At 36.8% G+C, this 20814-nt stretch carries 21 protein-coding genes, 2 tRNA genes and 1 pseudogene; 9 read left to right on the forward strand and 15 right to left on the reverse strand.

The features are described 5' to 3' along the window. Positions 1 to 140: 140 nt before the first annotated feature. Complete coding sequence (locus tag F938_RS21770; RefSeq protein ID WP_005035213.1) at positions 141 to 1046, reverse strand: DMT family transporter; 906 nt, start codon at positions 1044 to 1046, stop codon at positions 141 to 143. Positions 1047 to 1228: 182 nt separating this feature from the next. Between F938_RS21770 and F938_RS21775 the strand changes: the two genes are divergently transcribed. Continuing rightward, a complete protein-coding gene (locus F938_RS21775) occupies positions 1229 to 2104 on the forward strand; it encodes an AraC family transcriptional regulator (protein WP_005035215.1) in 876 nt (291 codons plus the stop codon). A gap of 173 nt (positions 2105 to 2277) precedes the next feature. Here F938_RS21775 and F938_RS21780 read toward each other — a convergent pair whose 3' ends face one another. Then, complete coding sequence (locus F938_RS21780; protein WP_004826157.1) at positions 2278 to 2613, reverse strand: hypothetical protein; 336 nt, start codon at positions 2611 to 2613, stop codon at positions 2278 to 2280. A gap of 199 nt (positions 2614 to 2812) precedes the next feature. Here F938_RS21780 and ahpC point away from each other — a divergent pair, with 199 nt between their 5' ends. After that, positions 2813 to 3376, forward strand: coding sequence for an alkyl hydroperoxide reductase subunit C (ahpC, locus tag F938_RS21785; protein WP_005035218.1), 564 nt, complete (start codon positions 2813 to 2815; stop codon positions 3374 to 3376). Positions 3377 to 3441: 65 nt separating this feature from the next. Here the strand turns inward: ahpC and F938_RS21790 are convergent, their stop codons facing one another. Both F938_RS21790 and ycaC read right to left on the reverse strand, forming a co-directional pair. Beyond that, positions 3442 to 4365: a LysR substrate-binding domain-containing protein gene (locus F938_RS21790; protein ID WP_005035221.1), complete on the reverse strand. Its 924-nt coding sequence runs from the start codon at positions 4363 to 4365 to the stop codon at positions 3442 to 3444. Between the two features lie 117 nt (positions 4366 to 4482). Continuing rightward, positions 4483 to 5109, reverse strand: coding sequence for an isochorismate family cysteine hydrolase YcaC (gene ycaC, locus F938_RS21795; RefSeq protein WP_005035223.1), 627 nt, complete (start codon positions 5107 to 5109; stop codon positions 4483 to 4485). A gap of 276 nt (positions 5110 to 5385) precedes the next feature. Here ycaC and F938_RS21800 point away from each other — a divergent pair, with 276 nt between their 5' ends. The 3 genes from F938_RS21800 (at position 5386) to F938_RS21810 (ending at position 9149) form a co-directional block, all read left to right on the forward strand. After that, positions 5386 to 6261: a pirin family protein gene (locus F938_RS21800; protein WP_005035224.1), complete on the forward strand. Its 876-nt coding sequence runs from the start codon at positions 5386 to 5388 to the stop codon at positions 6259 to 6261. A gap of 719 nt (positions 6262 to 6980) precedes the next feature. Beyond that, entirely contained in the window at positions 6981 to 8279 is a 1299-nt protein-coding gene (locus F938_RS21805; protein ID WP_010590904.1) for an FAD-dependent oxidoreductase, read from the forward strand. 54 nt (positions 8280 to 8333) lie between these two features. Next, positions 8334 to 9149, forward strand: a complete 816-nt coding sequence (locus tag F938_RS21810) for an SAM-dependent methyltransferase (RefSeq protein WP_005035228.1) — start codon at positions 8334 to 8336, stop codon at positions 9147 to 9149. Between the two features lie 113 nt (positions 9150 to 9262). On the opposite strand, the gene F938_RS21815 is transcribed toward F938_RS21810, so the two are convergent. Both F938_RS21815 and F938_RS21820 read right to left on the reverse strand, forming a co-directional pair. Then, a tRNA-Thr gene (locus F938_RS21815) sits at positions 9263 to 9338 on the reverse strand. A 667-nt stretch (positions 9339 to 10005) separates the two neighbouring features. Further along, positions 10006 to 10233 carry a hypothetical protein gene (locus F938_RS21820; protein ID WP_004826172.1) on the reverse strand — a complete coding sequence of 76 codons (228 nt, stop codon included), beginning with the start codon at positions 10231 to 10233 and terminating at the stop codon, positions 10006 to 10008. A gap of 255 nt (positions 10234 to 10488) precedes the next feature. On the opposite strand from F938_RS21820, the gene F938_RS21825 reads away from it, so the two are divergent. Continuing rightward, the gene (locus tag F938_RS21825; protein ID WP_005035231.1) at positions 10489 to 10836 is read left to right on the forward strand and encodes a hypothetical protein; all 348 of its coding nucleotides are present in this window, start codon (positions 10489 to 10491) and stop codon (positions 10834 to 10836) included. 161 nt (positions 10837 to 10997) lie between these two features. Here the strand turns inward: F938_RS21825 and F938_RS21830 are convergent, their stop codons facing one another. From F938_RS21830 to F938_RS21845, 6 genes are all read right to left on the reverse strand, one after another. Then, on the reverse strand, positions 10998 to 11582 hold the full coding sequence (locus F938_RS21830) for a hypothetical protein (RefSeq protein WP_005035234.1): 585 nt from the start codon (positions 11580 to 11582) through the stop codon (positions 10998 to 11000). Between the two features lie 48 nt (positions 11583 to 11630). Continuing rightward, the gene (locus tag F938_RS21835; RefSeq protein ID WP_005035236.1) at positions 11631 to 11855 is read right to left on the reverse strand and encodes a hypothetical protein; all 225 of its coding nucleotides are present in this window, start codon (positions 11853 to 11855) and stop codon (positions 11631 to 11633) included. Beyond that, the gene (locus F938_RS24895; protein ID WP_009585514.1) at positions 11856 to 11984 is read right to left on the reverse strand and encodes a hypothetical protein; all 129 of its coding nucleotides are present in this window, start codon (positions 11982 to 11984) and stop codon (positions 11856 to 11858) included. A 3-nt stretch (positions 11985 to 11987) separates the two neighbouring features. Beyond that, on the reverse strand, positions 11988 to 12242 hold the full coding sequence (locus F938_RS24035; RefSeq protein WP_080740844.1) for a hypothetical protein: 255 nt from the start codon (positions 12240 to 12242) through the stop codon (positions 11988 to 11990). Positions 12243 to 12888: 646 nt separating this feature from the next. Next, positions 12889 to 13329 carry a hypothetical protein gene (locus F938_RS21840; protein WP_005035237.1) on the reverse strand — a complete coding sequence of 147 codons (441 nt, stop codon included), beginning with the start codon at positions 13327 to 13329 and terminating at the stop codon, positions 12889 to 12891. A 13-nt stretch (positions 13330 to 13342) separates the two neighbouring features. Continuing rightward, the gene (locus F938_RS21845; protein WP_005035239.1) at positions 13343 to 14698 is read right to left on the reverse strand and encodes an MvaI/BcnI family restriction endonuclease; all 1356 of its coding nucleotides are present in this window, start codon (positions 14696 to 14698) and stop codon (positions 13343 to 13345) included. 287 nt (positions 14699 to 14985) lie between these two features. Here F938_RS21845 and F938_RS21850 point away from each other — a divergent pair, with 287 nt between their 5' ends. Together F938_RS21850 and F938_RS21855 are read left to right on the forward strand one after the other, a co-directional pair. Then, positions 14986 to 16572 (forward strand): DNA cytosine methyltransferase, encoded by a 1587-nt coding sequence (locus F938_RS21850; RefSeq protein WP_005035240.1) that lies wholly within the window; start codon positions 14986 to 14988, stop codon positions 16570 to 16572. Between the two features lie 239 nt (positions 16573 to 16811). Continuing rightward, positions 16812 to 17888 carry a hypothetical protein gene (locus tag F938_RS21855; protein WP_005035243.1) on the forward strand — a complete coding sequence of 359 codons (1077 nt, stop codon included), beginning with the start codon at positions 16812 to 16814 and terminating at the stop codon, positions 17886 to 17888. Positions 17889 to 18016: 128 nt separating this feature from the next. Here F938_RS21855 and F938_RS24900 read toward each other — a convergent pair. Together F938_RS24900 and F938_RS21865 are read right to left on the reverse strand one after the other, a co-directional pair. Beyond that, a pseudogene (locus tag F938_RS24900) lies at positions 18017 to 18103 on the reverse strand (DUF4102 domain-containing protein); the annotation flags it as partial. A gap of 181 nt (positions 18104 to 18284) precedes the next feature. Continuing rightward, positions 18285 to 18375 (reverse strand) — tRNA-Ser (locus tag F938_RS21865). A 120-nt stretch (positions 18376 to 18495) separates the two neighbouring features. Between F938_RS21865 and F938_RS21870 the strand changes: the two genes are divergently transcribed. Next, positions 18496 to 20376 (forward strand): potassium transporter Kup, encoded by a 1881-nt coding sequence (locus tag F938_RS21870; RefSeq protein WP_004826198.1) that lies wholly within the window; start codon positions 18496 to 18498, stop codon positions 20374 to 20376. A 48-nt stretch (positions 20377 to 20424) separates the two neighbouring features. Here the strand turns inward: F938_RS21870 and F938_RS21875 are convergent, their stop codons facing one another. Further along, entirely contained in the window at positions 20425 to 20772 is a 348-nt protein-coding gene (locus F938_RS21875; protein WP_010590901.1) for a hypothetical protein, read from the reverse strand. Between the last annotated feature and the right edge of the window lie 42 nt (positions 20773 to 20814).

A 20814-nucleotide genomic window follows, 5' to 3' on the forward strand; every position in this document is an offset into this window, starting at 1 on the left:
ATATTTAATTATTTATTTGAAGTTGATTTAATTTAAATTTTTTTAAACTCAAATACTTAATTCAATAAATAGCCTCTGTTATTTTGTAAATAAGAGAGGCTATTTTTATTTCATGCAGAGAGTAAGCTATCGTTTTTCACTTAGCTTCGGTTGAGCATGCGAGGGAGTCTAAAATTTGGCAATTTAATAAAGAAAATTGCATTACCAGATAAAATTAAAATTACCCCGATCACAGCATTGATATGCCATTGATACCCTTCCCAAAAGGTCGAAATCACCAAAGCGACCAATGGAAATAACAAGGTACTATACGCCGCTTTAGCTGCACCAATCCGCCCAACTAAATAGAAATAAGCAGTAAAGCCAATCACTGAGCCAAAAATAGCCAAATATAGTAAAGCACTCACTGCACTGAATTGCATATTTGGGAAAAACTCATCCTGCTTGATCACCGCGATCAGTGCCATTAAGATTGAACCGTACAACATGCCATAAGCATTGGTGGTAAAAATATCCAACCCCTTTTTTTGATGGCGTGCACTGATCATATTCCCCAGAGAAAAGCCGTAGGTTCCCAATATACACAGACCTATTCCTATCAGCGTATATTGATTTAAACTATTTCCCACGACATCATGCCAAAACAAGGCAATAATACCTAAACCACCGAGCAAAGCCGCAGGATAAAAATATGTAGAAACCTGTTGTTTAAAGAAAATCTTGGCATTCAGAGTGTTAAAGATCACTGCCATCGAAAAAATGACAGCTTCCAAACCACTACTGATATATTGAACTGCATAATAAAAGCAAACAAAGTTAAAACCAAAAATACAACAAGCTTGCAGCATACAAAATAAATGGTCGTTTAAAGCTAACTTTTGCTTTTTTCGGCACAACATAATCAATGCAAATAAGAACATTGCTGAAATAAAGAAGCGCCAAAACACCGCCACATTGACCGATATGCCACTTTGTTGTTGCAGAGTAATTGCAATCCAAGTCGTTCCCCAAATCACCACGACCAATACATATAGGAGTGCATTCATATTCTTTCAACCAAACTAAACGATCAGCACTATTGTGATTGATTTAAGCCACCTATTTCTTGCACCTGCTTGCGGTGCCTATCATAAGCTTGTGGTTTTTTTCTACTCACATTTTTATATCAATGATAAAATAAATTTATAGTCTTACACTCAATATTCAAATTTGGTACTGCGTATACAAGATGAAATATCAGATTTTCGATCAATTGCAACAGCACAAAGCTCAACTGCTGGATTCGGTCGAGTTGGGTTCTGGTATGCAATTAGCCATGTGGCAAAATAACCAAGATCGTGTAAATGTATGCAGTAACCACCATACCCTGAGTATGTATGTTCAAGGTGGTTATCACAGTTATCAAAAGACAGCACAGGGTTGGCACAATGGCGGTGGACCAGATCATATGTGCTTAATGCCTCAAGATTTTGAGTCAACTTGGGATCTACGAGATCCGCTCACTTTTGCGCATCTTTACTATACCAAGCAACACTTACAACGTGTAGCAGAACAGGTGTGGGATCGTGAGCCGAGTCAAATTATATTAGATCCGCAAATTTTTGTTGCTGATCCACAGATCGCAATGATTTATCGTCATTTTTTATTAAATACGACTTGGCAGCACAGTGAAAATCACTTGCAAATGAGTACAGCCACGACACTGTTGCTCAATCATCTGATTAAAAATTATAGTGCTGCTCAGTGGCAGGCGCCAGAGATCAAAGGGGGCTTGTCGCCTTATACACTCAAACACGTATTGGAATGGATTGATCAGCATATTCAGCAAAGCTTGACCCTATCTGATTTGGCTCAACAAGCTCAACTGAGCGAATATCATTTTGCACATATGTTTAAGCAATCCATGCAGATCCCACCACATCAATATGTGATGCAACGTCGTCTGGAATTGGCTCATCAAGCTTTACAACAAACCAAAGCGAGTATGATGGACATTTCAGAACAATACGGATTCAGCTCAAGTAGTCATTTTAGCAATCGTTTTAAAAAGCAATTTGGGTATTCTCCATCTCAAATGAGAAAAGCTGAAAAAAGTCGTTATTAATATGATCGAGGCTTTGAAATAGAAGCTTTGGGTAATTTACTTATTTTGTAGTTCTCAATCATCACGGGTTTTCTATTCTGAGGCGTTACGGATGTCATAAACAAGGTCGAATGATCAACCTTGTTGTATTATGGGATGACACTAAAACTAAAAGGCAGTATTTTGAAAGCGGCTTAGAAAATACGTGAGCTGTGCATATAGTGATTGCTCACTTGATTATAGCTTTGCATGATCTGTTGGCTATTATTACTGCTCAGTGCTGAATTAAATTGATGCATATAATCGAGTAATTGTGATTTTGCTTTGGTTGCAAACTCAGCAGTGATGGCTTGATCTTCATAGAGTAAAACATAGTTTTTGGCAAAGCCATAAATGATAAACAATGCTGTTTTCTCAAAGTCTGATTCGCAATCAAGAATTTGATCTTCACAGTTTATTTTCAGTTGTTTAAAGGCATCTGTACCAAAAGGAAGGTTTTGGAATTGCTCCAAAATAGCTGAGAACGTCATTTTTTAAAGTCCACGCAAAAAGAAAATCTACAGATTAATTCTTGCGAGGTCAAGCAACTTTGCAAGAACAACATGAAAATCCTTTTAATTCATAAAACCGATTTATTTTATTAAAAACTACAGTTTTACCGATTTAAATATTTTTCGTATAGTGGCTTCACAGATAAGCAATCCCTGAAACGAATTGAAGGAAGACCACATGAGTTTAATCAATACTGAAGTTAAAGCATTCAACGCAACAGCATATAAAAACGGTGAATTTATTGAAGTGTCTGAAAAAGATTTCTTTGGTAAATGGTCAGTTGTATTTTTCTATCCTGCGGATTTTACCTTTGTTTGTCCGACAGAGTTAGGTGATCTCGCCGATAATTATGCAGAATTCCAGAAAATGGGTGTCGAAATTTATTCAGTCTCTACAGATACTCACTTTACCCATAAAGCTTGGCATGACAATTCAGACGAAATCAAAAAGATTCAATATCCAATGATTGGTGATCCAACTTGGGCATTGGCAAAAAACTTTGAAGTGCTGATTGAAGCTGAAGGTCTTGCAGACCGTGGGACATTTGTCATTGATCCTGAAGGTAAGATTCAAATCGTAGAAATCAATGCCGGCGGTATTGGTCGTGATGCACAAGAGCTATTGCGTAAAGTCAAAGCTGCACAATATGTCCATACTCACCCAGGTGAAGTTTGCCCAGCAAAATGGAAAGAAGGTGATGCGACACTTGCGCCATCAATTGACCTGATTGGTAAAATCTAATTGTTCAATCATTTTTAGTCTCAAAAAAAACCAGAAGTGCTACTTCTGGTTTTTTTAAATTGGCTTTAGAGAACATAACCCTCTTGTTGAGGGGCATAAGCACGGATGCCTTCAACAAGATCCTCAATGAGTTTTTCCATCACTAAGCGTTGTCCTTTTCTGGATGCATAAACCAGTTGTACAGTCCCGATATTGGAACACCATTCAGGTAAAATATGAATCAAACGACCCGAAACAATATCTTGTTCTACGGTTAAATAAGGCAGATCGGCAATGCCTAAACCATCCAAAACTGCATAATAGGCACCCATCAAGTCATTGCTCTTGATACGCGGTTGCAGAGGAATATCGATTTCCTCTTGTTGCTCGTTATGATGTAAATGCCAATGATAATGCTGTTTGTCTGTACCTAAAACAATGCTTGGAAATTCACATAACTCGGTGACATGCTGAATTTCACGGTCGCCTAAAAGTTCAGGACTAATGACTAAGCAATGCGTGGTTTTAATAATGTCACGCACAATGATACTAGAGTCTTCATTCATGGTGAAATTGGTACGAATCGCCAAATCAATATCATCATGCAAAACATCGATACGTCGACTGGTCAATGCTAATTCAACATTGACCTTGGGATATTTTTTTAAAAACTGATTTAAAATAGGACGAACTTGGTGTTCTAACATCACGGGAGGGCAACTAATTTTAATCAGTCCCTGCAATTCAACTTTTTGTTTTAATAATACATTCTGTGCAGTATCAGCTTGATCAATAATCTTGGAGCATTCTTCAAAAAATTCTTGCCCTAAAGGTGTGACTTTAAAATGCCGTGTCGAACGTTGAATTAAAGTGACATTGAATTTTGCTTCCAAATCCAAAATACGTCGGCTAAGTTTTGACTTGGTAATGTTACTGGCTTCACTTGCAGCACTAAATCCGCCATGCTTTACAACCAAATAAAAATAATAGTAGTCGTCAAAAGAATGCACAGCTATATCTCTGAATTGGGTTGTTTAGATCATATCACTGATAGGAAAATACACTCAATCATATCCACTCAAAATAGAAATGTAAGCGCTTACATTTCTATTTGAGAGCAGATTGTCTTATTTTTGAGAAGTATTCTGATTGTAACTGTTGATCAGGTTACGGTAGTCAGGTATATGGTTGGCAAATAATGTACCTAAACCTTCGATATCATTGCGCCAGTCACGATGTAATTCACAGGCAGCACCAAACCAAGTCATTAACTGTGCCCCTGCACTGCTCATACGATCCCAAGCTGAATCACGAGTGAGTGGATTGAAAGTGCCAGAAGCATCGGTAATCACAAACACATCAAAGTCTTCTTCAAGGGCTGAAAGGGCAGGAAAAGCCACACAAACTTCAGTCACAACCCCTGCAATAATCAATTGCTTTTTGCCAGTTGCTTTTACAGCTTTCACAAAGTCTTCATTGTCCCAAGCATTGATTTGACCAGGGCGAGCGATATAAGGCGCATCTGGAAAGAGTTGTTTTAACTCTGGTACAAGCGGACCATTTGGACCATCTTCAAAACTGGTGGTTAAAATGGTTGGAAGGTTAAAATATTTGGCTGCTGCTGCGAGTGCCAATACATTGTTCTTAAATTTATCTGGATCAATATCACGTACTAAAGACAACAATCCTGTTTGATGATCGACTAATAATACGGCTGCATCTTCTTTATTTAAACGAACGTAAGGTTTGCCCATTTTTTATATCCTGAATTTAAAAAAGTTTAAATTGTGCTTAAAAACAAAACAAATTGCTTTGTATGGACTTTATCTTAGGGGGTTTATATTGAACAAATAAGTCTAAAAAATGAGATAAATAATCCCATATATAAGATTATTATCGGGCATGTAAGGGGGAGTATTGGGCTTTAATGTCCTATATTTGAGATACAGTGTATTGATGGGTTGCTGTATTCAGCACTTTAAAAAACATAAAATACAATCATATTAAAGCCTAGAGATAGGAGTATTGAGATGAAAAGAATTATCGGTGTATACCGCAATCAAAATATGCATTGGGTGGGTGATGGCTTCCCAGTAAAAAGCTTGTTTTCTTATGATCGTCTAGGTCAGGCAATCAGCCCGTTTTTACTTTTAGACTATGCCGCACCTTACACATTTGCACCAAGTCATGAACAGCATGGTGTGGGTTCGCATCCTCATCGTGGTTTTGAAACCGTAACTATTGCATATCAAGGTGAAGTGACGCATAAGGATTCACATGGCGGTGGTGGAACGATTAAAACCGGCGATGTGCAATGGATGACTGCGGGCGCTGGTTTGGTTCATGAAGAGTTCCATTCACATGAGTTTACCGAAAAAGGCGGTCTGTTTGAAATGGTTCAGCTTTGGGTAAACTTACCTGCGGCAGATAAAATGACTCAACCGAAGTACCAAGCCATTTCTGCACAAGATATTCCTGTAATTCATTTTGATGATGATGCAGGGCATTTGCGTGTGATTGCTGGAAAATATGCTGAACAACAAGGCGCTGCTTCAACATTTAGCCCTGTGAATGTATGGGATGGTCAATTAAAAGCAGACCATACGCAAATTGTTCATGTTCCTGTTGACCATAATGCGTTGGTGGTTGTCCTTGAAGGTGAAATGCTACTCAACGGTACGCAAAAAGTACTCGACAGTTCGATCGTCATGTTTGATCAAGATGGCGATGTAACAATTCAACTTGAAGCGGTGCAAGATGCTAAGTTTTTGGTGTTGACTGGTAAACCGTTGAATGAACCTATTCAGGGTTATGGTCCATTTGTGATGAATACCAAGGAAGAGATCGTGCAAGCTTTTAACGATTTCAATCAAGGTAAATTCGGCGAAATTGCAGCAGAAGCTTAAACAAAGGCGGATTGTAAAATCCGCTTTTTTATACTCGAAATTGTATGAAGTTCGGGTCTGAAAAAGAAAAAAGAGCTTTGATCTCATCAATCAAAAGCTCTCTACGCTGTAGTTTTCTTGTATTCGAAATCGCTATTCTTATATGATGGTTTTAATGTATTGCATGCATCATAATAAATGAAAAATGTGAAGTAAAGCACATATTGGGTTGTTTGCCTAAATTCTGAGCATAATGATAAAAATTGATCAAGGCTTATTATGCGAACAACAGCAAAAATTTTCATCCTATAGGTAAATTTCAAACTGAAAAAAAAGGATCTCTATTCCACACTATAGAGATCCTTTTTGTGCTGTAGTTTCTTTTATTGTCGATATAGTCATAATTATTTGTTTTTATTATAAATGTGATTTGCTTATCATTTTTATGCTGTAAATTTTAAATAAGAAAATACGGTTTGTAAACGATTTTTTAATAAATAGTTAAATTATCTTTATGTTTTTAACAGAATTTTTCAATATATGAAAATAAAAATGAAATATAAATCATGTAGATCGCATACATTCGCAATATTTAGGATTCCGATGAATGGTAAGCTTAAAATGGGCATTTTTTTCTAAAAAAATTCCAACAAAAAAAGTTAAATGTGGAACTTTTTAATACCGTGATTTAATCCGCTATAGCTCATAATAAAAAAAATGGTTACGCACGGATAATAACTTTGGATATTGCAGTGATTGGTAGTGGTATGGCTGGCCTAGCTACCGCAAGAATTCTTAAAGATGCAGGTCATCACATTACCATCTTTGAAGCATTACCTGGTCGTGGGATGGATAGTCACAGTATTGAGTTTGAAGGTGGCTTAATTGATGCACCATTACGTGTGATGAATCCACATTTATGGAAAAACACGCTTAGCCTAGCGACACATTTGGGTATAAAAACATTTCCTGTACGTACTTTTATGGCGTGCAGTTGGTTATTTGAAGATAAAACAGAAACATGGTTGACCACCTCTCGTACTCGGATTGGTAATTTTCCGATTATCAATAACCGCAAAGGCATTAAGCAGTACGGATGGCGTTTGGTGAAAGGGATGTTGCAACTTAAAACAGCAGTTTCTCAGTTTTTTAAATCTAAAAATCAAGAGATTACTCTCGCAGATTTTATCAATCAGAATGAAATCGAAGAAGTATTTTGGCATGGTGCGGTAATGCCAGTGCTCTATACAATTTGTACCTGTGACCCTAAAACGATTGGTGAATGGCCAGCAAAGCCGTTGTTAATCTTTTTAAAGCAATTAACTGATGGCGATGCATTGCTTCGTTTACATGGCGGTACACCTGCTTTTGTCGATAAATTAATCGAAGGCATTGATATACATAGCAGTTCTGAAATTACGCTGGTTGAAGAACAGGGCGAAGCTGTTTTGGTTAAAAATGCCCAAGGCGAGCAATTCCAGTTTGATCGTGTTGTGGTTGCCACCCCGACCAACAAATTGGACAGTTTTTTAAATGTTGAACAGTTTGCTGATGATATTGAACTTTTGAAAAAGTTTAAATTTGAGCAGGGTGAATTGGTCATGCACACCGATCCAACGGTGATGCCTCCAAACCGTAAAGACTGGTCCGTGTTGAGCTATATGATGGACCGTAAATTTACCAAGCAACAGTTCACGGTTTGGCTCAACTCGATTGAACCGAGTCTGGTGGGTAAGTCTCCAGTCTTCCAAACTTGGCGTCCAGTTACGACAATTGATCCTAAGAAAATTATTTCAACAGTGACCTTAACGCGAGCTGTGGTAGACTCTGAAACTGTTGCATTGAATAAAGAGTTGCAAGCGCGCCATAAAGTGGCAAATCGCAAAGTCTTTTATTGTGGTTCATGGTCTTGTGACGGTTTACCTATCCTTGAGTCAGCGGTCACTTCGGCAATGCATATTGCAGAGATATTTAATGCACCATTGCCATTTAAAGGTTTAAAGCCTAATGTTGAGGTCGCACCACAACTCGGTTATTAATGCTAAATCAGATGGGTGGTGTGTCAGCATCACTTTCAGATTGAGCATTTAAACATGAAATGGATTCAAGCAATTCAGCAACAACTTCCCAAACATAAATATGCAATCAATGCAAAGATGTTGGGCGATACCGCTGAATGTGCTTGGACCAATCTCGGCTTGTGGACAGTAACAACGTCTTCCTACCCCCAAGCCTGCCAACAGCTTGCACAAGGACTTGCAGACGCCGTGCAACTTCAATCGCATGATCGTGTGCTAGATTTGGGTTGTGGGCAAGGTGCGAGTTTAAAATATTGGTTAACGCATTATCAGATTCAGCATCTTGAAGCAGTAGAGCTACAACCACACTGCGTCAAGCAAATTCAAAAGCAACTTCCCCGTGTTAAAGCAGTTCATTGCCAATCATTTTTGAATTTAAATAAAAACCTTTTCTCTCAAGCTTTTGATGTGGTGATGTGTATTGATGCAGCCTATCATAGTGATTTGAATTCATTTCTGACTTCAGTTGCACCACTTTTAAATTCAAAAGGACGTTTAGCCTTTCATTATCTGATGCTGTCAGATGTCCATTTAAATTCAAAACAAAAACTCAAATATCAATGCTTACTCAAAGCAGCAGATGTTCGATTCAAAACTTTAAAGACAGAACAGCAAATTCATCAAGGACTAGCACAACATCATTTTAACCAGATTGAGATTCAAGATATTTCTACAGCGGTATTTGCTGGGTTTAGTCAATATATTGCTGCTAGAAAAGACATGGGGCGAGGGCTGGATCAATTCAAAATACAGATGACCGCCAAGCTCTGCGAAACACTATTTAACGAGGGCATCGTGCGTTATATACAGATCAGTGCGATAAAAGTATAAAGATAAGATTTTTTAATTGAAGAAATCGGAAAAAGAAGACCGAATATGACGATGCAAAAAGCATCAGTCAGAAACAACAAAGCCTCACTAAAAAAGCGAGGCTAAGTAAGAAATGGTGCCGGCACACGGATTCGAACTGTGGACCTACTGATTACAAGTCAGTTGCTCTACCAACTGAGCTATGCCGGCAACGTGGCGAGAATTCTACAGAAAAATGATAAGAATGCAAGCCAAAAAATAAGCACTTGAGTGAGTTAAAGTTTTCTTATTTAAAATCAAAGATTTTTAAAATATTTGGGAAAGCTGTGATATTGAAAGAGAGGTTAAAAGAATTAAACAAGTAAATGACGGTTTGTACAATATAGATTGGTTTTTTAAGCAATCTGTCATGTAATTTTAGAATTGTGCTGATTTTAGATACTTAGCCAAAAATTGTCATTGAAAAAACCACACTATTGGCAAGCAGTAAAATTGCAAATAAAACGATCTGGAAGTTTTTCATAGTATTTATTTTTTAGTGTGAAATAATATGCATTATTTTTATCAAAGTTGAATTGATAAGTAAATAGTGAAGCATTTATTATTTCAAAAAAACATATTATTTTTTAAGTATTTTTAAATCCAAACCATATTTTTCTGATCTTGAATGATTTGATTTTCCTTAGAATTGTTGGTTGTGTATCAAATATCTTCTAGGATGGTCTCGTGGGATCAATCACTTAGCAAAAATGAGTTAAAGTGGATGGATGCGATAGAGATGAAATGGTTGTGTACTGGCAAAAAGGCTTACTGAAATGTAAGCCTTATGGTTTTTAGTGAATTTGAATAAATCTTTATCCGATTTAAAAATATAGACTTATTTTCTCCTCAAAATATGATCTAAATCTTGTGCGCATTCTTCTAGAGTGATTGCCATATCAAATTGCATTTGGGGTTTCAATTCGTTTGCGAGTTTTCTCCATTGCTCAATCAACTGGATAGCTTTCTGAATTTTATGTTTATTTACATCCTTGGCAATAGTTGGGGTGTATCCACCACGTTTAGCATTTTTGACTTGTCTTACATAATTGGCGCTGTTATTCATTGTTGCTCCCGAATAGCAGTTTTATGTCATAAACTTGTTTGAATCGCTAATAGGTACTGCATCATCATTATCTAAAGAGAATATTACATCTATATGATTTTTATTTTGTATTTCACCTCCTTTGCATATATCGAGAAGTTCTTTTCACTTGATACTAATTCAAGAAAGTATGAATTGAAATAGGGAATTGTCTGATTCATTCAGTGGATATGTATCTATTTGCTTCAAAAAACAGTCTAAATATCGTATAACTCAATGAAGTCAAAAACAGAACAATTGAGAATGAAAAGATTCAGTATTTTATTATTTTTGGTTTCGGTTGCACATGCTGAAGTTCCGAATGAATGTCAGTTGGTTGAAGAAACCTCCGCAATGTTAATGCAGTTACGTCAAAGTGGTTTGTCGCTGGATGATGTGGACTTTAATCCTGAAGCCTTGTCTGCAAAAGAACAGGTATTGTTAAAAGGTATGATTGACGATGCAAAGGATGTTCCGATTTATCAAATTCCTTTAACCCGTCAAAAAGCCATTGATGATTTCAAAGCCAAGTGGCAAGAGGTGTGTCAGTCAGCAGATGTAGTGACGCCGACTGAAACGAGATAAGCTCTTATTTTTCGATCAAGCTAGCAAGTCTGTTGAAGTGAGTAGATTTTAGTTCGTCCTATTCGATCAGATTGAAATAAAACCGATGTGTCTAAAACAGATCGGTTTCAGTAAAAATTACAGGTTACTTGTGCTTGACGTTCTAAGTAGATCAATCACAGTTAAGTGAACCGATAAACCTGACCTTCTATTTTAAGGTCTACAGATTTGATTTGTTTCACCGGGCAGTGATCTAAAATAATACTTAAGCCTTCATCAGTTAAGTTTTCACCATCCGCTCCCCACGTAACCACTTGACATGATTTGTTATCTTGAGTCGAAATTTTTAATTCGTCGATCCACAGGTCTTTAAATTGATTGGCTTTCATAAATTCAATACTGATTATCTGATCAACATTGGGTCTAGGGTCAGCACTATACATAAACCAAATCAGTGGATATGCAGTGTTAGAACAATCAACACTGTATTCATTTGCTCCACAATGCTGCATTTTAATCACTGAATTTGATGACTTTTTAACGCTTTGTATTGGTTGAGTTGATGAAGTAAGACTAGCGGAAGGCTGTGCAGATACCTTATCTATTGCGACTTCTGATGCTGACTTTTGTGTTGGTTCAGACTGGATGGTTGTCTCATGATCATTTTTTTGTAGGTTTGACTTGGATTGATTGAATAAAATATAAATAATCGCGATCAGTGCGACGATCATTATTAGATTGATGATGATTTGTGGCTGAAGTTTCATGTCATTCTCCTTTTTAGTTTTTTATTAATAGCTGATCAACGCTAAAGTTTATTTAGGCTTGAGCAGTAATCCGCCCACAATCAAAAGAATCAGTACACCACCAATAAATTTACCCACAGAAGGAAACATCACCGCAGGCCAAATCACGCCTTGCCCTAAATGGTAGGCAAATGATTTATAGCTTTGTGATCCCCAATAGTTTTGGTAGAGGGCAAATAGTAAGCCAATGATGAAGTAGCCACGAATGAGCCAAGATGTAATGGATGTATTCATTTATTTTCCCCCAAGTGCAAATTTAAGAAGTAGGTAAAAGAGTCCAAACATGATCATCAAGCCGATAAAGGGAAGCCCTAGAAAACAGATGATCACGATCACACAAACGATTGCTGCTATCGTTCTCATGACTTACTCCCTCAAGCATTGCAGACCGCTTTGCATCAAGTCGTATTGAAATGATTCGCTCTGGGTCAGTGTGTAGAGGTTGTTCTTTAAACTGTCTTCTCCGTATTTGCTTTCGAGTTTTTTATAGGCGCATTTGCATGCGCTGCGGTCCATACCTGTAGACTGACAGCCACTGATAAACTCGCGTTCTGATTTACTGGCGCAACCGAGTGTCAGGAGTGAACAGGTGATGATTAAAATTGAAGTGTGAATGTTCATCATTCTCTCTCTTTTATTGTTGTGGTTATTTTTTAAATTTAGATTCAGCGATTTGATCAAATTCAAGGCGTAGCTTGCCTGTCCAAAGAGCAGTTATGCCTTTAGATCAATCTAAGCTGAAATAAAATCTATAAATTTTGCCAAAGGCAGGGGATATGCCTAAAACGTTTTTGAGAAAGGAATAAAAATAAGAAATGCTTTGTCATGGTTGACTCCTTTTGATTAGAAAGAGTCTTACCAACTTACTGTCAAATAATGGAGGCAAGACTAGAAGGGTTGACAGACTGGTACAAAAGGAAACCAGCGCACGCAAGCGTGCCCCTCCTAGCCTCACCATAAAGGCGTGACTTAGGAGAACGCACAAAAACCAATATCGCGTTGTTGTGCGCCTTTTGTAGAACGGTCTGTCAAAACCGACTGACGATGTAGGTCAGCAGTTGAATGATAAGTTTTGGGGTGGGTTTAGTCAATTGGGTGGGGCTTTTAAAGTGGTAAGAGCGAAACCAAAAACTTTGATAGCATCATTACAGATCAGTTATCAAAATAGGGGGTTCTGACAAACATTGAAAGATCACACAGTGTTGCAAATTAGGCGAATAGACAGGCGAATGAAAATGATTGTCGTTTATGGGGGTATTAAGGTAAATTATTTTCTGAACTTATATATTTCGTCCACAAAATATTTCTGGTTTAGATAGAGTAGTTCAAAAATGTAGATTGGAAAACCAATTACTATGGCACAAATATTATATGTAAGCTTATAATTGTTAATAAAAAATCTGAAATCATTTGATAGAATTGTGAGACAGATAATAAGCCAGAAGTAGGTCATCATACTTAATAAAAAAATTATTAAATATGCATAATTTTTCATAAGTTCTCTTTGAATTTTAGTATCATCTCTGAGAATGACTCTTATTTTCCGTAATCTTTTTAAATCAAAATGCCTAATGGCTCTTCCTAAAATACCTTTTTTACTAAGATGGTATTTAATATTAATTAAGAATTTAAATAATTTAGGGATAATTAACGTAATCAAACCTCCGACTATACCAACAAACCAATTATTATTTAAAATTTCATTCATGTTTAATATGCTCTTAGAGTTGATATTCTTTTTGTTCAGGGAAAAGTAGCATAAGATTTTTAGGACTAATCTTAAATAAAGGGCCTTTTTCTGCCGCTGCTCCAGTTTTATTCTTTCGTTTGATCAAGTGATCCATAGTTATAATGCCTTCATCAAGTAATTGCATAAATTGCCCAACTAAAGGATTTTTAGTATGGATAATTGACTTCAAAATAAAATATTCATGATCATCTATAAAAATTGATTCTGCTTGAATCCAGAAAGTTTCTTTATGTTTTTCAAGTAGGCGAGCACGTAAAATAGCTCCATGCCAATAAGCAACATCACCATCGGTGGTGTGTTTCTCCACCAATAAGTCTTCATTTGCCCTATATTCAAACTGAAGCCCTTGCGGGTTAGGTTTTTGGGTGTTTATTGTGCAATAAAGCCTTAAATCAGCATCTCGCATATAACCATATTTATCAATGATTTCTCCACTATTTTTAAGAGGGCTAATTTTCCAGTCTGCAACTTGTGCGAAAAGAGTTGAACGATTTTTCTGGGCCTTAGCTTTTTCCCTAGCTGACTTAAGCTCAATCCCTTTATAGTCAGGTGTTTTTAAAGAATTAGCTTCAATACCTAATGCATGTTCAATAGTCATGCCAATAGCCATATCACCAGTCTTGATTGCCTTTAATGGTCCTTTTTTAGCTAATGACCTAAGTTTTTCTAACAGTTCTAAGGCTGTCGATTCTTTTTCGGCAACAAATGTTGCTAGTAAATTTTCATAATTTTCTAAATTTATTTTAGATATATTAAAAACATACAGTAAATCATTTACTAGAACCAAGGCTAAAGTATCATTTGGTTCAGCATGTTTATTAAGTTTATAAACCCAAATACGAGGATCACCGAATTTTGTTTTAGGGCGATATAAGCTAACTTGAGTATCTAAAATTGTTGTAGACGTAACAAGTTTTGCTGGCTTTCTTTCAATAATACCTTGTTCTTGAGTTTGATAATTATGATATCCATTTAAGATAAAATATTCTCGTAACGTTGAAACAGCATCCATAATTGATTTGGTTAAACCAGTTGCTGTAATTGCAAGTAGTGAATAATCAATACCAAGTTTGGCTAAAAGTTGTCGGTTATGTAATACGAAGCCAGCATCGCCATTAGAGAATCTTGGTCGTGGAGGTTGGTCTTTTTCTTTCGCATCGGATTCTGAATTAGCTTGTACTAATTCTTGCCAATTGCTGTAACCTTCCGTTTGGGCAATTAGATCTTGTGCTTGAGAAAGTTGAATGTCCTTTTCTTTCTTTAGCTTCTTAGCATCGTCTTTTAAACGAGTGATTGAACGTTTTAGCAGGAGTTTATCTTGGCTCATTGAAAATTACTTTTTGTGCGTATGAATGCTTACCCCGCAACTAAGCACCAGATACAAACAAAAAGGGCTGGTATATTTTCAATGAGATGACCAAAAGGGGTCTTTACAGAATGCGGGCTGAAAGCTTATCTCAGAAGCCTATAGCTTATATTTCCATAGCTTAATAAAAAGATCAACTTACTCAGAACGAAAAGCGACATCTCATGTCGTATGTGGCCTGGACTTTTATTTTTTTTCTGATTACAATGCTTATGCTGTTTTAATGCTTTTAATAGGAACTTCCTAAGTTGAACCATATTGAATTGTTTGCAGGCTGTGGTGGATTATCATTGGGTCTTGAGTCCGCTGGTTTTAAATTAGTGACGGCAAATGAGCTATCGCCTATGGCAGCAGAAACTTTTGCCTACAATTTTTTTAATGAAAACTTAGAGGAGTCATGTCCAGAAAGCCGTGTGATATGGTTAAGCAGTAATTATGACAAGGAAAATAGAAAAGCTCGCCTGAGGGAAGATCCTAGGAAATTTCCAGAATTAGGGGAGAATAAATCAGATTTTTCAGAAGACACTAAATTAAATGGCAAATTAGTAGTAGGTAATATAGTCCAATTAAACCAATGGTTGGAGGAAAACCCTAAGCAAGCTAATGAGTTAAGAAACGCTTATGGGCGTGAGGGTGGACTGGATTTAGTATCTGGTGGCCCTCCATGTCAAAGCTTCAGTATGGCAGGGTTGAGACAATTCAATAATACCCGCAATACTTTACCTTGGGAGTTTGCGAAATTTGTGCAAACAACCCAACCTAAAATTGCCTTACTAGAAAACGTTACTGGTATCTTGAGGGCTTTTGATATTGATGGTAAGAAGTACTATGCTTGGTTTGAAGTCGCAAAAGCATTCGCACAAATAAACTATATTCCATTATGTCTACATATCAATGCTAAGTATGCTGGTGTTGCCCAAAATCGCCCACGCTTTATATTTATAGGGGTTCGGCATGATGTATTTGATAACATTTATTTAAAGTTAAATGAAACTGAAAAAAAACTATATAAACAATCAATAAATTTTGCTAATGATTTAAAGAAAGGTTTTGATGTGGAGTATGGGGCATTATCATATTTTGACGTAGCATATGATGAGCATCAGGAGCTATTTAGGAATACCTTTTTAAGTCCTTTGATCAAATATAAGGGTAAGGAATTTACAGTTAAGAGTGCCATTGATGATTTACGCAACGATGGTTCAGCAAAATCCCGATATGTAAAGTTAATTAATACTTCGCTTATGCAAGATCATAGGGGAAACAAAATTCTTGTGAACCATGACCTGAGAAATAATGGTATCCATGTTCAAAGGCGTTTTAGGATTTACCAGATTCTTCAATTGTTGGATAACTCAACTAAGAAAGAAGCCTTAGATTTATTGAAAGGGAAAATTAACATTGTTTCAGCTTCTACTGCTAAGAAGTTACTGAGCTATGATTACCTTATTGATCTCAATAAATATGCAAGATTTTCTTCGATTGATGAACTTATATCTTATTTCAACGATCATCAAACGAAAAAGCAAACTCAAAAGGCTTTAATTGCAGATCAGCCTGCTCCAGCGGCATTGTCTATTCCTGATGATGCTTGTCACTATCACCATGATGAATTGAGGACTTTGACAGTCCGTGAAATGGCTCGGATTCAGTCTTTTCCAGATCAATTTATTTTTAGATCTAAAGTGACGACAGGCGGACAAATGAGACAATTTGAAGTGCCTCAGTATACACAGGTTGGAAATGCAGTTCCGCCCTTATTGGGCCAAGCATTAGGGTATGTAATAAAGAGCATTCTAGATAAATATACTACTAAGGAAGTAGAGGGCTTTTAATTGATGATAGCAAGATGTAATGTTTAACTAATTTAAAAGTGATTTGTGAAGATTAAAAATTATTTTATTTGAGTAGATCAACTTCTCCAGTCATAAATAGTTACTTTGGGCATAGAGTTCTTCTTTGGTTAATATTAATCATTTCTTTGTATATTAAATTGTTACAATTTGTTTTATTGTAAATCTTTCTTATTGCGTTAATATGAAAATATAATATTTTTAAATTAATAGGTTTTTTAGTGAATCAAGAACAAGATGAAAACTTAGATGCTTTACGGTTAGATATAATTTTTAAAATTATTGAATTAAAAAAACGTGGAGCAACATGTGGTGATATTAATACAGAATTTATGAATATAGGTTTTGATAGTTCCAATACATTTAAATCTTTAATTTCAAAAATTAGTAAAATTGAGTCAGGTGATGTAAAGAAAACCTTATTGAATGCTCGGAAAGTAATTAATAATTTTATATATAAAAGCGTTGCTTTTAATAATAAGCGCACATTTTTTTATGATATACCTGCTGAAAATTTATTAAGATTATTTAATGCATTGCAGGAAGAAAATGAATTTTTTGACTTTAAAGGGCGGCAACAAAATTTTGATTACGAAATTGTAAATCACGACAAAGTCGAAACTGGTATGATTCTGGATGGGGATGATGATTTTAAGGTTATTTACTTAAAAAGTGGTCGTAATCGTATAGAAACGAAACACCCAAAGAATAAGGAGCATTTGTTTGCAGATGAATTTGGTGAAGTTATTGATGTAATTATTAAAGTTCAGTACGTAATGAATGCTTTTGATTTTCTAGTATTTGACTTTAAAAATAACATATTAGTTCTTGGTCTAGATTTGGATGCTATCTTTCCTATAGCTGAAACCAATAAATCACAAGGCAATTATGCACGTGATTTAAGAAAACTAGCAAATGTACAAAGCTTAAAACCTAAAAATTTACGTAATTGTGTTGCTAACTTAGAGGCAGAAAAAGAAGGAAGTGTCTTAAATCATTCATTTATGACAGCTGATCGTGGATTCAATCATGCTGGGAATAGTATTACTACGAATCAAGATATTCGAAATGATGAGTTTCATCAGGATGGTATTAAGGGAAAAAATGCTGACTTTTATGGGATTAAGAAGCTTTTTCCTCTCATTAATGATGAAAAAATGATTTTAACAGTACGAATGACATATAGAGAGTATACAAAGCCAAATGCAGCTATCTATTCAGCAATTTTAGATGAAATAACATCTTATAATGGTTTGAAATCAGCTGTTAGAAAAATTATAGAACATAATTATAACTAGTCTAACTTATAATAAGGAATAACTAGGGCTATAGATTATAGCCTTAGTTATTTTACTGCTTTAATTTTTATTCATTTTAGATAGTTGCCTAAATTATTGAGTAGATTTATTAGTCATCTCTATCTTGGGAGGTCTAGATACATGCCTTTTTCATCAGCGTATTTAGTTTTCTTTTCTAATGGCTTTATTTTTCTGACTTGAGCATCTGTAAGCATTGTAATGTTTCCACAGAATTTGGGGGTATAATTTTGGGGGTAATTTAGTATACCCCCAGTTATACCCCCAATCACATTAAGCTTGCAACAGATAAAGTAGATCGTATCAGACATAAAAAAAGCCTAAACCCTTTGGATTTAAGCTTTTAAAGACATCATGAGATATTGTAAGAATTGAAAATGGCGGTGAAAGAGGGATTCGAACCCTCGATACGCTATAAACGTATACACACTTTCCAGGCGTGCTCCTTCAGCCACTCGGACACTTCACCAAGGCGACGGATAATAACCAAAAAAAAGAATTCTGCCAAGCAACAATTGAGTTAGAGCAAAAAAAATTTCACAGTGATATGATTGCGCAAAAATAGTGTCTAATTTTTGAAGACGAATCTATGCAAAGTACTGCAAAAAAAGCCGCGTTACCTGCGATCACACTCGCAGCATTAGGGGTGGTATTTGGAGACATCGGAACCAGTCCCTTATACGCCCTACGCCAATGTTTTCTCACCGCACACATCGCCATCACTGAAGCAACAGTGCTGGGGATCTTATCGCTGATCTTCTGGTGCATGATGCTCACCATCAGCTTTAAATACGTCACCGTCATCATGCGAGCAGATAACAATGGTGAAGGCGGGATCATGTCTTTGCTGGCGCTCAACTTGCGTTCCAACCGAATCCCAGATAACCGAAAAATCTTTCTGATTGCTTTAGGCTTTATCGGGGCATCGTTATTTTTTGGCGACGGTATCATTACCCCAGCCATTTCAGTGCTTTCTGCGATTGAAGGGCTAAGTATTGCTACACCGATGTTTAACAAATGGTTAATGCCATTGGCGATTGGAATCCTTACCGCACTGTTCCTTGTGCAACGACATGGTACAGGGACCATGGGTAAATTCTTTGGTCCAATCACCCTGACATGGTTTGCATCCATCGGTTTAATTGGTATTCACAGTATTAGCCAAACACCGTATGTACTCACCATGCTGAGTCCACATTGGGCTTTAAACTTTATTTTTCATCAGCCTTTTGTTGCCTTCTTAACGATGGGAGCGGTGATTTTAACCGTAACAGGGGGTGAAGCACTTTATGCCGATATGGGACATTTTGGGCGACTGCCGATTCGTTTAGGTTGGTTTATTATCGTATTGCCGTGCCTCTTACTCAACTATGCAGGGCAAGGGGCGCTGTTGCTACGTGATCCAAGTGCGATCGAAAACCCATTCTACCTACTCGTGCCTGAGTGGGGTTTATATCCGATGATTGCCTTGGCAACAGCAGCGGCAGTGATTGCCTCGCAAGCGGTGATTACGGGCGTATTTTCAATGGCAAACCAAGCCATTCAACTGCGCTACTTACCACGGTTAACCGTACATCACACCTCTGATGTTGAGCAGGGACAAATTTACTTACCATTTATTAATTGGATTTTATTTGTTTCAATCCTGTTGCTTATCGTGATTTTCCAAAACAGTGCCAATCTTGCCAATGCTTATGGTGTGGCGGTCACAATGACTATGCTGTGTGACACGATTTTAATTGCATTTTTAGCTTATGGTTTCTGGCGTTGGCCAAAGTGGAAAGTGGCATTATTTGCGGTGCCATTTTTAGTGATAGACAGTGTTTTTATTGGCTCAACATCATTAAAAATCATCTCTGGGGGATGGGTGCCGATCCTAATCGGTGCAATCGTGTTTACCATTCTGATGACATGGAAAACTGGACGAGAAATTGTCTTTAACCGTTTGGAAAAAGATGCGCTGCCACTGGACTTGTTTATTAAAAGCGTCAGCTTGAGTGATGAAACTCAGTTTGTACCCGGACAAGCAGTATTCTTAACAGGTAACCCAAATATTGTACCGCATGCGATGTTGCATAATATTAAACATAATAAAGTGCTTCATGAACGTAACATCATGGTGACGGTGATTACCCGTGATGTGCCTTATGTACCTGAGCAAGAGCGGATTCGTGTTGAAGTCTTAGATGATCGCTTCCAACGTGTCTTTGTTTATTATGGTTTTAAAGATCAGCCGGATATTCCGAATGCACTTGAGTTGGCATATAAGCAACTTGAAGTTGAGTTCGATATGATGCATATCAGCTTCTTTATTTCACGTGATCGTTTGATTCATACTGTGGGTGAGGGTATGGCACCATGGCGTGAAAAACTGTTTATTTCAATGCAACGTAATACCAGCCCTGTGAGTGACTTCTATCAAATTCCACCGAACCGTGTAGTTGAAATGGGTAGTCAAATCGAGATTTAAAAAGTCTCAAAATATGAAAAGCCAGAAATCATTCTGGCTTTTTTTATTTCAATCATTGGCTTGCGTTGATGTTGGTGCGGACGATGGACGTTGCGAGAGGTCTTGATGTTGAGGAGGTGGGGAAATATCGATAATTCGGCGTGATTCAGTTGAGTTCGGATCTTTCGGGATGGTTTCCAATATGCGTGGAGCAGGTTTAATTGGGGGCACTGTGGTTTTTAAGTGCTGGTGGTGTTGGCTTTTATTCTGTAAATGAGGTTTTATTGTCAGTTTAGACTGCTTTTCAATACTTTGCTTAGCGGTTGGTGAAGCAGCAAAAGCAGCGCAATTTAGCAAAGCACAGAGCAGTATCATTCCATATTTTGCTTGAAGTTTGAATCGTCGGAATATTTGCACTGTCTGTTATTCCATAAACATGATGGATGAATATAAACCCTG

The organism is Acinetobacter bereziniae LMG 1003 = CIP 70.12 (genome assembly GCF_000368925.1).
In the GTDB taxonomy this organism is placed as follows: Bacteria; Pseudomonadota; Gammaproteobacteria; order Pseudomonadales; family Moraxellaceae; genus Acinetobacter; species Acinetobacter bereziniae.